The sequence below is a fragment of the Anoxybacillus amylolyticus genome, assembly GCF_001634285.1.
GTDB lineage: Bacteria > Bacillota > Bacilli > Bacillales > Anoxybacillaceae > Anoxybacteroides > Anoxybacteroides amylolyticum.
The window spans coordinates 903647-917264 of sequence record NZ_CP015438.1 but is presented as its reverse complement, the minus strand read 5'-3'; the positions used below and the strand labels follow the sequence as shown (position 1 = coordinate 917264).

Below are 13618 nucleotides of genomic sequence, written 5' to 3'. Positions count from 1 at the left end.
GGAGGCCCCTTCCTTTTACGATGCTTCGGATATGTTCGATTTGTTTGTAATTTCCGAAAGTTTCCATACAATCCATAACGCCAAAAATAACAATCCGCTCAATATGGCGTAAGGAAGAAGAAGATGTCCTGTCGCCACCAACCCTGTAAATGCCCCTAATAATAAAAAGCGAATCATAAATCCTAGTGCACGAAACAAGCTGTCCACTCTTCCTATTTTATCGTTTGGAACAACCGCCATCATAAGCGAACTACGCGCAACTCTCGCCCCTGCATTGCCAAACGCCGTTAATACGACAAACACATAAAAAAGAAACGGTTCTCGCCATACAAAAAACATTGTCACCCCGAACGCATACATGCCGACATTTAACAGCACGCTAGCTGCCGTTCCCATTCGCCTAATAAGAAATGGAACGATTGCTCCTGCTAGAGCAGCTCCGATTCCGTAAATCATGCTTTGGGTTCCGTAAACGGAACTATCTTCTTTTAATACATCCGCAATATAAATCGGATGCAAATAATTTGTCATCATCACCCCGATGAATGGCATAAACGAAGCGAGAAAAAACCAAAATAGTGATGGATGCTTTCGCATATAGCGATACCCTTCCGTGAATTTGTTCCAAAAAGGAACAATTGTTGTCGCTTGCCGCGTACGACGATACGAAATGAGCGATAAACAGAAAAACGCGACGAAATAGGTGAAAGCGTCTAGCCATAACAGCCAGTGGAAGGCTACCTTTCCTAGCATCACGCTAGCTAATCCACCAGCGAGAACGGTCGCTAATTGTCCTTGAATTTCCATGATGCCGTTCAACGTTTCATATTGCTCTCGTTCAAATATTTCTTGTGTAAACGCAAACATCGTCGGGTAAAAAAGAAAATAATACAAAGATCCACTCGCAAATAATATCGCCAACTGCCACGGGTAGTATTCGTTTCCGCTCGTTCCAATGAACGCAAACGAGCTGACAATGATAAACCCAGATGCTTCGCCAGCAAGTAGTAGCGTTTTACGCGACACTCGATCAATCCACATTCCGACAGTTGGCGTAAGCAAAAACATGATGACAGTCAATGTCGTTGTAATTATGCCAAACATCGTTTCTCCGCCATGTTTTTTCATGAATAACCAAGGAATGGCAATCATCGTTATCCCTGTTCCGACAGACGAAAAGGTATTTGCCGTCATTAAATAATGTAAGCGACGATCACGAAACAGGCTATTCATCTGCCACCTCCAAATATCGTACGGCCGTCACGTACCGACGTAATTCCGAGATAAGTGCATCCACTTGCTTTGCGTCAGTAGTCGTTAATCTCCCCACCGCAAAAGCCGTTGGATCTAGCACAAGCTGACGTGGAATGGCGTTGGCATATAAGCCGCGCATCACGGTGCGCATATTATTTAAAGCATTGATTCCCCCTTTTCCTCCCCCTGCTACAGCGATTAACGCTACTGGTTTATCAACAAATTCATCGCTTCCTAAAAAATCAAGTGCATTTTTTAATGCCCCACTCATTGCGTTATGATACTCTGGAGAACAAAGAATTACCCCCTCTGCCTTTTTCATTAGCTGATGTAGTTTTTTGACAAGCGGCAACTCCATTTGTCCCTCTTCTCCATTATAAAGTGGTAAGATATCTTCACTGACGTCAAACAGCGCCGCCCCGTATCGCTCGGCAATATGCTTCGCCACAATTCTCGTTCGTCCATATTTGCGCGGACTTCCGTTTACAACAACTATATTCATCGTTTGCACTCCTCCGTTTCTACTAACAATATAACCCGCGCAAACGTCGAATCCATCGGCAAGAAAACGGATCTTTCACTCCACCAATCGTCCCAACAAAACGTACGACTAAAGTCCGAGATGTTTCACGGCATATAACGCAGCTTGTGTTCGGTCTGCAACGTTTAGCTTTGCGAAAATATTCGATACGTGCGTTTTCACCGTTTTTTCGGTAATCATTAACGTTGCTGCAATTTCTTTATTGCTTTTTCCTTTCGCAATCTCTGCCAATACTTCTTTTTCTCGTTTCGTTAGTTCTTCAACGAGTCGCCCTTCTTTTTGGCTCACGTGCGTAATCATATGCGCAGTCGCTTTCGGATGAAGGTGGTTTTCGCCTTGATAGATAGAGCGGAGCACTTCTACGAGTTGATCCGGCTCAATATCCTTGAGCTGATAGCCGGATGCCCCGGCGCGAATCGCTGGGATGACATAATCTTCATCGGAAAAACTCGTTAAAATAAGTATTTTCGTCTGTGGTGATAGCTCTTTAATCTTTCGCGTTGCCTCGATTCCATCCATCTCTGGCATGACAAGATCCATAATCACGACATCCGGACAACGCTCCGCCACAAGCCGGACAGCTTCTTCTCCATTCGCTGCTTCCCCAACAATGGAAATGTCTTTTTGCGTCTTTAGAAAAAACACTAGCCCCCGGCGCACGATATGATGATCGTCAACAATTAACACTTTAATCATTCATTTTTCCCCCTTGGCATCGGAATACGTATCGTTATTTTCGTTCCTTTTCCGATGTCGCTTTCTAGCGAAAACGTGCCGTTTACTGCCTCCGCTCGTTCCTTCATACTTTTTAGCCCAAAGGAGAGCGTTTCTTCCCCTGTATAATGAAACCCGCGACCTTGATCAACCATTTCCATACGTACTTGCTCTCGCTCGTCAAAAAGCAAAATCGAAACGTCTGAAACACCGGCATGCTTTTTGCAGTTATTTAACGCCTCTTGTCCAATGCGCCATAAACATTCTTCTATTTCACTTGGCAAATGAAGCACCCCGTGAAGTTGGACATTTACACAAAGCCCCAGCATTTTGCCATAATTCATGAAAGCGCTAGCTAGCCCGTTTTCTAATCCTTGCGGACGAAGTTGCCAAATGAGTGCTCGCATTTGCTGGAGCGCTTCGTGTGCTAGCTGCTGGATGTCATTTAACGCTACTTGCAACGCTTCATCCACAGCCATTTCTTTTGCTCCACGGGCAGTAAGCGACAAGGAAAAAAGCAATTGGCTGACGGAATCGTGTAAATCGCGGGCAAGTCGATTGCGCTCCGCCAATAAAGCGTGCTTTTTCTCGTTTTCCGCTAGTTTTATTCGCTTAATTGCAGTACCAATTTGATAAGCTACCGATTCCAACAACGCTAATTCTTTATTAGAAAATGTATGTTTATGAGGAGAAGCAACGTTTAATAGCCCGAACGTTTCTTCTCCTGCTCGAAGCGGCACTGTCGCATGATGGGTAATTCCTTTCGTTTCCCCCCAATTCCCTGCAATCGCCTCTTCTAATCGCTTACATTCGATAATGTTCACCGCGCGTTTTAATCTCCCATCATTATATCGGTTTAAACACCAACAATCTCCTTCACACATCACCCTTTTCTCCTCTTTTAACAAAGCAGGCGGCAGTTCATAGTCAGCAATAAGCGAATACCGCCCCTTTTCAACGAAAAAGATCCAGCCGCATTGTAATTTTGTTAAGTTCACCAGTTGCTTTAATACCGTATGAAGCATTGCTTGTAAGTCATTTGCTTCATTTAGCGTTTCCGCTATCGTTTTTAATGTTTGTAGCTCTTCCATCTTCCCATTCTCCCCTTTATAATCGAGTAGGAGGGGGTGATTAACCCCCGACCTCTCACACCACCGTACGTACCGTTCGGTATACGGCGGTTCCACTAAGATTGACGCAGAAATTCGTAGCGATTATACAGACTTTTCAGCCCTCGTTGGCTCCAATAGGAGTTGTCGAGGGTTTTGTGTAGAATTGGGCTGTGGGCGATTCGCCAGTATTTCTTTCTGGTGTTTCCCCATTCGTATGCTTTGTATTCTGGAATCCCTAATCCAATCAGCTTTCTAACTCTTGTTTTAGGTTTCTTCCATTGTTTCCATTCACACATTCTCAGCCTTCTTCTTATCCACTCGTCTATTTCTTTGAATTTGCTCGGGGTATCTGCTAGCGCGAAGTATCCGCACCATCCTGTGAGGTATTGGTTCAGTCTTTCCACCCTTACTTCCATCGGATAAGGCTTCGACCGAGAAGTTATTTCTCGTATTTTTCTTTTCAGCCGTTCCATGCTTTCTTTGGCTATTCGCACCTTTGGATCTTTGTGAAAGGTGAAACTGAACCCTAGAAACTTCCGTTTCCACGGACGGTCTACTGCTGATTTCTCTCTGTTTACCTTCAATTTTAGGTGCTGTTCGAGGAAGGTCGATACCGATTTCATCACACGCTGTCCTGCTTTCCATGACTTCACATAGATGTTGCAGTCATCCGCATATCGGACAAATTGGTGCCCCCTTGCTTCCAACTCTTTGTCCAATTGGTCTAGGAGAATGTTGGATAGAAGTGGACTAAGCGGTCCTCCCTGCGGTGTTCCTTCTTCCGTTATTTGGACAACCCCATTTATCATGACTCCTGATTGAAGATATTTTCGTATCAACTTCAGTAGGATGCGGTCTTCGATTCGCTTGGCGAGTATCCCCATCAATTGGTCGTGATTGACTTTATCAAAGAATTTCTCTAAGTCTATATCGACCACCCAGCGGTAACCCTCTTTGATATATTCTTTCGCCTTCCTTACCGCATCATGAGCCCTCCGATTCGGACGAAACCCATAACTATTTTCCGAAAAGGTTGGGTCAAAGATTGGGGTTAACACTTGAGCGATTGCTTGTTGAATGAAACGATCTGTCACGGTAGGTATTCCTAACATCCTCACTCCGCCATTTGGTTTCGGGATTTCGACACGACGTACGGGTGCAGGTTGGTAGGTTCCTGTTCTTAACTCTTCCCGGAGGGAGTCCCAGTTTTCATAGAGATGTCTTCGTAGGTCTTTTACGGACATTCCATCGATGCCGTGACTTCCTTTATTTTGTTCCACTCGTTTGAGCGCCGTTAGAAGATTTCCACGTGACAAGATTCGTTCCATTAACATCTTCGCTTCCCTTTCTACGTGAACGAAGGTTCTCCTTATGCCAGTTCCTGCTCCACCCTCTTAGAGTCCCCCACGGGATTCACCGCTTCCTCCTCTAAGTAAGTCCTTTCGGATTGTCTGTGTTCTTCACAGGTACTGAATGCGTAGATTTCGTTCTCTCTTCATGGTTCAGTCCTTCCCACCCTTTCTCGAGCAAGGATGGTACTATGACCTCTGCTGACTTCTGATTGTTCAGCTATCCATCACTGGATAGGTTGCCAAGGGAACTCGGCATTCCAATCAGACCTCCCCGGGTAAGAGTGCAGTCTTTCCTTCCATCCATCTGCTTCATTTACTCGATATCACCTTCGGCAGAAAGGGCTTTGTTTTGTCGCGCAAACTCACCCAATGATACCTAGCCTCTTATGAAGTTCGTGTTCCTCAGACCGGAAGTTTGCCGCTCGCTTCCTTCAGATTCCGCGTCACCACGGACACCCTTGCGTTAAGCTAACTGCTACTTCTGCCTTCGCAGTTCGGGACTTTCACCCTATAGACTACACCCATGCCGGACGCACGCGAAAAAGACAATACCGCCACTGGCATTGTCTTTTTCGCATGAATCTTATTTTGCCACCACATTTAAATAATGATATACCCGTCCCATGACGTCCGTGGTTAGCTGTTCGAGAAGTTGCTCACTTTCCGCTAACGAACGCCCCTTTACGCCAAAATACACTTTTGCTTTCGGTTCCGTTCCGGAAGGACGTAAACAAAACCATGAACCGTCTTCAAGTAAATATTTCAATACGTTCGACGTCGGAAGCGTAATCGTTGTTTTTTCGTTCGTTCGTGTATCGGTTCGTTCCCGCGCTTCGTAGTCCTCTATTACAACAACTTTCTTTCCAGCCATTTCTGTCGGCGGCTGCTTGCGGAAAGAAGAAAGCAACGCTTGAATTTGCTCCGCTCCCTCTTTTCCTTTTAGGGTTAATGATGTTAACCCTTCTCGGTAATAGCCATATTGGTCAAACAATTGCATTAGCCCTTCGTATAACGATAAGCCGCTCTTTTTGTAAAATGCGCATACTTCCACCGCTAAAACCGCTGCTTGCACTGCGTCTTTGTCGCGGGCAAAATCGCCAATTAAATAGCCATAACTTTCTTCATATCCAAATTGAAACGCATATTGCCCTGTTTGCTCATATTCTTTTATTTTTTCGCCAATAAATTTAAACCCTGTTAACGTATCAATCGTCGGCAATCCAAACGAAGCCGCAATATCCCGACCGAACTCAGACGTCACAATTGTTTTCAGTACGACGCCATTTTTCGGAAGCGTTCCTTGCTGCTGCTTTTGCGACAAAATATAATGAAGCAACAAGCCACCTGTCTGATTGCCTGTTAAGACGACATATTCCCCCGCTTCGTTTTTTACCGCAATCCCTAGCCGGTCAGCATCTGGGTCCGTTGCGATTAATAAGTCCGCATTGATTTCTTTTCCGACACGAATAGCTTGTTCAAATGCCGCGTGTTCTTCTGGATTTGGCGATTTTACAGTCGAAAAGTTCGGATCTGGCCGCTCTTGCTCTTTGACGACAACGACGTTTTTGTAGCCTAGCGCTTCTAACGCACGACGCACAGGCTTATTGGCTGTACCGTGCAGCGGGGTAAATACAATTTTCACGTCTACTTCTTGTGAAAGCTGTGGATTAAGCGAAATCGTTTTTAGCTTTTCAATGTATGCGTGATCAATCGTTTCACCAATTATTCGAATCAATCCATTTGCTTTTAATGTCGATTCGTCTTCGACGGCAATCGCCAATTCATTTTCAACTTCATTGACATAACGAATAACAGCGTCAGCACTGTCAGGAGGAAGTTGTCCTCCGTCTTCCCCGTATACTTTATATCCGTTGTATTCCGGTGGGTTATGGCTTGCGGTGATGACAATCCCGGAAAATGCTTGTAAGTAACGAACCGCAAACGAAAGTTCCGGTGTCGGGCGCAATTCATCAAAGACGTATGTTTGAATTCCGTGAGTCGCGAGCGTCTTTGCCGCCTCCATCGCAAATTCTGGCGACTTATGCCGTGAATCGTAGGCAATGACGACGCCTCGCTTTTTCGCTTCCTCACCAAATGACTCTATGTATCGTGCCAATCCTTCCGACGCTTTACGCACCGTATAGACGTTCATCCGATTTGTTCCAGGGCCAATTTCCCCGCGCATGCCACCCGTGCCAAATTCCAAATTTTTATAAAAGCAATCCTCGAGCCATTTTTCATCGCTACTTTGTTGCTGCAATATCGCTTTTAACTCTTCATCTAACTGTTCATAAGCCATCCACTGTTCGTACTTGTTTCTCCAACCCAATCCAAATCCCTCCAAATCATCGTTCCTAATTGTTGTATTCGTCACCATCATACGATATTCCTGTTAGAAAAAAAAGCAAATATTAAAGGATGCCACATTCAATATGTAGCATCCTTCTGTCATTACGCTTGCGGCTGAGACGGTTCGGAAATGTTCGTTAACGCTTGTTCTGCCGCTTCATCATATGCGTGGTTTGTCGCAATATCCCCTAGCGCAACAATCCCACGTAGCTGGTTATTCTCCACAATTGGAAGACGTCGAATTTGATGCTGGGACATCATATTTGCCGCTTCTTCAACGCTCATATTTGGCGTTCCGGTAACGACATTTGTGGACATTACTTGCGATACTGGAATCGAAGCATTTTTGCCTTCTGCCGTTGTCCGTAATGTAATGTCACGGTCAGTAATCATTCCTTTAATTTGTCCGTTCTCGACAACAGGAAGTGCTCCGATATTTTTTTCGCTCATTAGCCGTGCTGCTTCTTGCACCGTTTGGTTCGGAGAAACGGTCGCAACATCTGTTGTCATAATGCTTTTCACACTGTTATTATTCAATGTTATCCTCCCCTTTCATCGATTAGTGTCACCATTTTGGCTGAACGTATAGGTAGAAAATAATGTTTACATTAGAGATCTTCTCTAAATCCTCATGAAAACATGCATTTTCTATTCCATATCGAATTTTACAACCCTCTATTTCTCGACTATAATAAACATATGCTTCGTTTCCATTTCTGCTTTAAATTGCTCGCTTACATATAAACACATGGGGGAAATTGCAATGAATGGGATAGAAAAAAAATTAGAAAATTTTCTTATCGTTGCATGGGGTGTGTCATTAATCGCTACACTCGGTAGCCTTTATTTTTCTGAAGTGCTGAAATTTATCCCTTGTGATCTTTGTTGGTTTCAACGCATTTTCATGTACCCACAAGTCATTTTGTTAGGACTGGCAGCCATTCGTAAAGAATATGGTGTTGCCCGTTATAGTTTGGCATTATCGGTCGTTGGCGGAACCATTTCTTTTTACCATTACTTCATTCAAAAAATTCCATTTTTTCAAACTCACGTGCCCTTGTGCGGCCGCATTCCGTGTACTAGTGATTATCTTAACTGGCTCGGATTTATTACGATTCCATTGTTAGCATTAACCGCTTTTATTATCATTAGTACGCTCAGCTTATTGATTATCCGGACATGGAAAGAAGGGAATATACGTTGAAAAAAATTTTTATTTTGGGAGCTATTATCGCCGCCTTATTTATCGCCATTTCATGGATTACCTCTTACCAGCAAAAAGAGAAAGCACAAAACAATCCATATAAAAAAGCAGAGCTAAACCCAGCCACTGTCGCTCAACTCGACGATCCGAACTATAAAAACATTATTTTGCCAGATGAATTGGCAAAAAAGCTAAAAAATCATGAGACCGTCACCGTTTATTTTTACAGCCCAACTTGCCCTCACTGCCATAAAACGACGCCAATCGTCATCCCGATGGCAAAAAAAATGGGAATTGACTTAAAACTGTTTAACTTACTGGAATTTGAAGAAGGTTGGGATACTTACCATATCGATGGAACCCCAACTATTGTTCATTTTGAAAAAGGGAAAGAAGTGAAACGAATTGACGGCTACCACGAAGAAAGCGTCTTCCGTGACTGGTTTGCATCCCTCAAAAAAAGCGAAGGATGAGCCGCTTGTTTTTCGTCCATGCAGTGAAAAGGTGCTCCACGTTAGGACACCTTTTCACATAACCCAATCGCTCGCTGGGGGAGAATACATGCTAAAAATGAATGGACGTTTTTGCCGAAATTGTTCAATCGTAAAAGGAAACGCCACTCCGTGCTGTTCTAACAGGCGCACGTTTCGCTCAAACAAATGGCGGTATTCTTCGTTCAGCCCGTTTGTTTCCATGCACTCAATCACCGTTATTAACGACTGTAACGACGAAATGATTTGAAACGCTTCTCGCATCGTGCCATTATAATAATCCGAGGAGATTGAAAGAATATTGAATTGCTCAAACTCACGAATCTGTTCATCATCAAAATATTTCGGGAAAATATAGCTGTAAAAGTGTTGAATCAACCTCTCCACATACTCTTCATGCTCTCGCGTTGCTGCATATACTACTTTCAATGTTCCATACCACCTTTTTTGTCCTATTGCCTCACATATGATACTATGAGTGTATCACAGATGACAAACCATTAGCGGTAGAAAGTGTTTCCACTATCATAAAGGAGAAGAACAATGTTTATGACTCGAAAAGGAGAATGGCTGGAGTTTGCCGACTTTCCCGCATGGAGCGGACAAACGGTGGAATCGTTGCTGAAAGAAACATGGGGGGCGCCGAAAAAATGGCTGCACCACCTCCGTATGGAAAAAGGCGTAAAAGTAAATGGAAAGAACGCTCCATTGCAAACCGTTTTACAAAAAACAGATCGGCTGCAATTATGGCTGTATAAGCCCGAAATCTCAGATGTTCAACCAACGTACCAACCGCTTGATATTTTATGGGAAGATGAGCACCTGCTCGTTATTAATAAACAAGCAGACATAGACGTACATCCGACCTCCTCGAACCAAACGGGAACGTTAGCTAACGTAGTCGCATTTTATCTACAGTCTGACGGGATTTTCACAAAAGTCCGCCATATTCATCGTCTTGACCGGGATACGTCTGGGGCGATTTTATTTGCCAAACACGCTTTATCTGCTGCGATGCTCGATCGGATGCTCGAAAAACGCCAAATCAAACGGACGTATCTCGCGATTGTTCATGGTATTATGAAAACAATGAGCGGAACAATTAACGCGCCAATCGGTCGTGACCGCCATCATCCGACAAGACGAAGGGTATCGAAAACGGGCGATAAAGCGATTACCCATTATCGCGTATTAGAAACGTTCAAAAGCTCCAACACATCGCTCGTCGAACTAACGCTAGATACAGGAAGGACGCACCAAATCCGTGTGCATATGAGCTATATTGGTCACCCGCTCGCAGGAGACGTTTTATACGGAGGAAGCGCGGATGAATATAAAAGACAAGCTCTCCACGCTGCTCAACTAACGTTTTCGCATCCGTTTACAAACGAAACGATTACGTGCATTGCTCCTTGTTCGGACGGAATAGTCCCATTTCCGTAAAAAACGAGGCAGAAAGCCTGCCTCGTTTATGAATGTGCTTGAATTCCTTCCGTCATTTCTTGCTCTGGTTGTATTTCCTTTTTCGTTACTTCAATCGTTTTGACGTGGTGACCATCCATTTCTACTACTTTCAATGAATACCCATCCACCTCAATCGTATCCCCTTCTTTAATATCGTAATACTCCGTTAAAATCCAGCCGCCAATCGTGTCGACATCTGTGTCATCAATCGCTAAGCCAAATAAATCATTGACTTCACTGATGAGCACTTTCCCATCAAGAATGGTATGCGTTTCATCGACTTTTTGAATGAGCGGTGTTTCATCCACGTCAAACTCATCTTGAATTTCCCCAACAATTTCTTCTAGAATATCTTCTACTGTTACAAGCCCCGACGTTCCGCCATATTCATCAACTAAAATGGCCATATGAATTCGTTCTTTTTGCATTTTCACAAGCAAATCATGAATCGCTATCGACTCGATCACTTGAATAATCGGCCGAATATAGTCTTTTAACTCTTTCCCATCTGACGAGTTAGTGACAAGATCCGTAAATATTTCTTTTACGTTTACAAGACCAAGAACATGGTCTTTATCGCCATCAATCACCGGATAGCGCGTATACTTTTCTTCTTTAATAATGTCAAGATATTCCTCTACCGAATGGTGAATATCAAGAGCAACAATTTCTTTGCGTGGCACCATAATTTCTTTTGCCACCCGATCGTCAAAACGGAAAATATTATTCACGTATTTATATTCAGATTGGTTAATTTCTCCGCTTTTATAGCTTTCTGATAAAATTAAGCGAAGCTCTTCTTCCGAATGGGCAAGTTCATGCTCGGAAGCAGGTTTTAAACCGAATATACTCGTAACGATACGCGCAGATGTATTAAGTAACCATATAAACGGATACATTACTTTATAAAATAAAATTAACGGCTTTGCAGTAAATAACGTAATCGTTTCTGCCTTTTGAATCGCCAGCGTCTTTGGTGCTAATTCCCCAACGACGACATGCAAAAACGTAATACTAGCAAACGAAATCGCAAATGATAATACATGAGCAAGCGATGGTGATATGTGCGCCCTCTCTAATAACGGCAACAATAATTTTTCGACCGTCGGCTCCCCAAGCCAACCTAATCCTAACGATGTAATCGTAATTCCCAATTGGTTTGCTGATAAATACTCGTCAAGACTCGAAATAACTTTTTTCGCTGCAACCGCCCGCTTATTTCCTTCGCTAATTAGTTGATCAATTCTCGATGCCCGTACCTTCACAATGGCAAACTCTGAAGCGACGAAAAAGCCGGTCACAGCAATTAAGACCGCTACCATCAATAAACTAAATATGTCCAATGAACTTCCGTACGCGGCGTTCGCGTACGGATTACACCTCCTACGAGCCTTAGTTTAATCTTCCTCATTACTTTGCGTAAAAATCAAAATGTATTTAAGCAATTCTAGCACAGAAATCAACGCCGCAGCAACGTATGTCAACGCTGCAGCCCCAAGCACTTTATTGACCCCGCGCTCTTCACCAGGATAAATAATCCCTTCCGCCACCATAAATTTCTTTGCTCTTGCGCTGGCATTAAACTCGACTGGAAGCGTAATAAGCTGGAACGCAACAGCAAAGGAAAAGAAAATAATGCCTAAGCCAAGAAGGGAAAACTGGTGAAAAATAAACCCTGCTAATAATAAAAATGGTGCTGCTCCCGACGTAAAGTTGACGATTGGAAACATGCGATGCCGAAGCACTAACGCTCCATATGATTGCTGATGCTGCACCGCATGCCCGACTTCATGAGCCGCGACGGAAATCGCCGCAATCGACCGACCGTAATACACCGGCTCGGACAAACGGACAGTTCGCGAAATAGGGTCATAATGATCGGTTAAACTTCCTGGCACTACTTCCACTGGTACATGATAAAGTCCATTGCGATCTAAAATCATTCTTGCCACTTCTGCTCCACTCAAACGAGAAGAAGCTGGTACTTCTGACCATTTTTGAAAATTGGACGATACTTTCATTTGCGCCCATAACGAAATCCCGAACGCAATAAGAATAAGAAAATCCATCGGATGGAAAAACATTCCTAAACCCTCCATTAGTCTTCGTATAACATACATAAAAATATGTTTATACTAATAATTATTTTACTTCACCTTATTATTTTCCGTCAAACAAAGCCCTTTTTCTTTAGTATGCTAAAAATAAACGGCTATACAAATCCCTTTTATTTACAAAAAGAGGCTTCATCCGAAGCCTCTTCATATTAAAAATCGAAATTATCTGGGTCTGGACCGATTCGTTTCTCTTGATTCAACGAATCGATCGCTTCCATTTCTTCCGCTGTTAATTCAAAATCAAATATGTCGGCGTTCTCTTTTATACGTTGTGGGGTAACCGATTTCGGGATGGTCACTACTTCGTGTTGTAAGTCCCAGCGGAGGATTACTTGCGCTGGCGTTTTACCATACTTTTTCCCGATTTCCACTAGCACCGGTTCGTTCAATAGCTCCCCTCCACGCATCAACGGTGACCACGCTTCGAGCTGAATACCGTTCTCTTTACAAAACGCATGAAGCGCTTTTTGCGTTAAGCGCGGATGGTACTCCACTTGGTTCACCATCGGCTTGATTTCGCATGTTGCCATTAAATCTTGTAAATGGTGAATTTGGAAGTTGCTTACCCCAATTGCCCGAACTAATCCGTCTTTATATAGCTTTTCGAGCGCTTTGTACGTTTCTTTATATTTCCCCTTAACAGGCCAGTGAACTAAATATAAATCGATGTACGCAAGATCTAATTTCTTTAAGCTTTCTTCAAACGCTTTTAACGTTGTATCGTACCCTTGGTCAGAATTCCATACTTTTGTCGTAATAAACAATTCTTCTCTCGGCACACCTGATTCTCTTACTGCTCGGCCGACTCCTTCTTCGTTTTGATAAAATGACGCTGTATCAATATGACGGTAGCCAATTTCAATCGCCGTTTTTACTGCTTGAACGACTTCTTCTCCTTCTTGCACTTTATACACACCTAGCCCAAGCCACGGCATTTTCACTCCATTATGTAATACAGCACCGTCTCGTAACGTTTTCATCGCACTCCCCCTTCCAAATTTGTACATTTCTATTATCCAT

14 protein-coding genes are annotated in these 13618 nt (G+C 43.4%); 3 read left to right on the top strand and 11 right to left on the bottom strand.

The genetic code is table 11. The features are described 5' to 3' along the window. Nucleotides 1-15: 15 nt before the first annotated feature. The 7 genes from GFC30_RS04755 to GFC30_RS04725 all read right to left on the bottom strand — a co-directional run bounded on the left by GFC30_RS04755 (nt 16) and on the right by GFC30_RS04725 (nt 7859). Nucleotides 16-1233, bottom strand: coding sequence for an MFS transporter (locus GFC30_RS04755; RefSeq protein ID WP_066323114.1), 1218 nt, complete (start codon nt 1231-1233; stop codon nt 16-18). Then, nucleotides 1226-1756 carry an NADPH-dependent FMN reductase gene (locus GFC30_RS04750; protein ID WP_066323113.1) on the bottom strand — a complete coding sequence of 177 codons (531 nt, stop codon included), beginning with the start codon at nt 1754-1756 and terminating at the stop codon, nt 1226-1228. Before GFC30_RS04750 ends, GFC30_RS04755 begins: the two co-directional genes overlap by 8 nt. 108 nt (nt 1757-1864) lie before the next feature. Further along, nucleotides 1865-2491, bottom strand: coding sequence for a response regulator (locus GFC30_RS04745; RefSeq protein WP_066323112.1), 627 nt, complete (start codon nt 2489-2491; stop codon nt 1865-1867). Next, nucleotides 2488-3600 (bottom strand): GAF domain-containing sensor histidine kinase, encoded by a 1113-nt coding sequence (locus GFC30_RS04740; RefSeq protein WP_066323111.1) that lies wholly within the window; start codon nt 3598-3600, stop codon nt 2488-2490. Before GFC30_RS04740 ends, GFC30_RS04745 begins: the two co-directional genes overlap by 4 nt. Before the next feature lie 95 nt (nt 3601-3695). After that, nucleotides 3696-4955 (bottom strand): group II intron reverse transcriptase/maturase, encoded by a 1260-nt coding sequence (gene ltrA, locus GFC30_RS04735; RefSeq protein ID WP_066322684.1) that lies wholly within the window; start codon nt 4953-4955, stop codon nt 3696-3698. Between the two features lie 601 nt (nt 4956-5556). After that, nucleotides 5557-7302: a phospho-sugar mutase gene (locus tag GFC30_RS04730; RefSeq protein WP_066327144.1), complete on the bottom strand. Its 1746-nt coding sequence runs from the start codon at nt 7300-7302 to the stop codon at nt 5557-5559. A gap of 122 nt (nt 7303-7424) precedes the next feature. Then, a complete protein-coding gene (locus tag GFC30_RS04725; RefSeq protein WP_409978499.1) occupies nt 7425-7859 on the bottom strand; it encodes a CBS domain-containing protein in 435 nt (144 codons plus the stop codon). A 226-nt stretch (nt 7860-8085) separates the two neighbouring features. Here GFC30_RS04725 and GFC30_RS04720 point away from each other — a divergent pair, with 226 nt between their 5' ends. Then, nucleotides 8086-8526, top strand: coding sequence for a disulfide oxidoreductase (locus GFC30_RS04720; RefSeq protein WP_066323109.1), 441 nt, complete (start codon nt 8086-8088; stop codon nt 8524-8526). Then, nucleotides 8523-8999: a thioredoxin family protein gene (locus GFC30_RS04715; protein WP_066323108.1), complete on the top strand. Its 477-nt coding sequence runs from the start codon at nt 8523-8525 to the stop codon at nt 8997-8999. The genes GFC30_RS04720 and GFC30_RS04715 overlap by 4 nt, the downstream gene beginning before the upstream one ends. Before the next feature lie 54 nt (nt 9000-9053). Here the strand turns inward: GFC30_RS04715 and GFC30_RS04710 are convergent, their stop codons facing one another. Then, nucleotides 9054-9446 (bottom strand): DUF5365 family protein, encoded by a 393-nt coding sequence (locus GFC30_RS04710; protein ID WP_066323107.1) that lies wholly within the window; start codon nt 9444-9446, stop codon nt 9054-9056. 114 nt (nt 9447-9560) lie between these two features. On the opposite strand from GFC30_RS04710, the gene GFC30_RS04705 reads away from it, so the two are divergent. Next, nucleotides 9561-10460 (top strand): RluA family pseudouridine synthase, encoded by a 900-nt coding sequence (locus GFC30_RS04705; protein WP_066323106.1) that lies wholly within the window; start codon nt 9561-9563, stop codon nt 10458-10460. 26 nt (nt 10461-10486) lie between these two features. Here GFC30_RS04705 and GFC30_RS04700 read toward each other — a convergent pair whose 3' ends face one another. The 3 genes from GFC30_RS04700 to GFC30_RS04690 all read right to left on the bottom strand — a co-directional run bounded on the left by GFC30_RS04700 (nt 10487) and on the right by GFC30_RS04690 (nt 13578). After that, nucleotides 10487-11824 carry a hemolysin family protein gene (locus GFC30_RS04700; RefSeq protein ID WP_066323105.1) on the bottom strand — a complete coding sequence of 446 codons (1338 nt, stop codon included), beginning with the start codon at nt 11822-11824 and terminating at the stop codon, nt 10487-10489. A 54-nt stretch (nt 11825-11878) separates the two neighbouring features. Further along, on the bottom strand, nt 11879-12565 hold the full coding sequence (locus GFC30_RS04695) for a zinc metallopeptidase (RefSeq protein WP_066323104.1): 687 nt from the start codon (nt 12563-12565) through the stop codon (nt 11879-11881). Between the two features lie 182 nt (nt 12566-12747). Then, a complete protein-coding gene (locus tag GFC30_RS04690; protein WP_066323103.1) occupies nt 12748-13578 on the bottom strand; it encodes an aldo/keto reductase in 831 nt (276 codons plus the stop codon). Between the last annotated feature and the right edge of the window lie 40 nt (nt 13579-13618).

Bases quoted from the DNA above. Each gene is read 5' to 3' on its own strand.
- GFC30_RS04745 (WP_066323112.1), bottom strand. From the start codon at position 2,491: ATGATTAAAGTGTTAATTGTTGACGATCATCATATCGTGCGCCGGGGG.
- GFC30_RS04695 (WP_066323104.1), bottom strand. From the start codon at position 12,565: ATGTTTTTCCATCCGATGGATTTTCTTATTCTTATTGCGTTCGGGATT.
- GFC30_RS04755 (WP_066323114.1), bottom strand. From the start codon at position 1,233: ATGAATAGCCTGTTTCGTGATCGTCGCTTACATTATTTAATGACGGCA.
- GFC30_RS04750 (WP_066323113.1), bottom strand. From the start codon at position 1,756: ATGAATATAGTTGTTGTAAACGGAAGTCCGCGCAAATATGGACGAACG.
- GFC30_RS04720 (WP_066323109.1), top strand. From the start codon at position 8,086: ATGAATGGGATAGAAAAAAAATTAGAAAATTTTCTTATCGTTGCATGG.
- GFC30_RS04740 (WP_066323111.1), bottom strand. From the start codon at position 3,600: ATGGAAGAGCTACAAACATTAAAAACGATAGCGGAAACGCTAAATGAA.
- GFC30_RS04705 (WP_066323106.1), top strand. From the start codon at position 9,561: ATGTTTATGACTCGAAAAGGAGAATGGCTGGAGTTTGCCGACTTTCCC.
- ltrA (WP_066322684.1), bottom strand. From the start codon at position 4,955: ATGTTAATGGAACGAATCTTGTCACGTGGAAATCTTCTAACGGCGCTC.
- GFC30_RS04690 (WP_066323103.1), bottom strand. From the start codon at position 13,578: ATGAAAACGTTACGAGACGGTGCTGTATTACATAATGGAGTGAAAATG.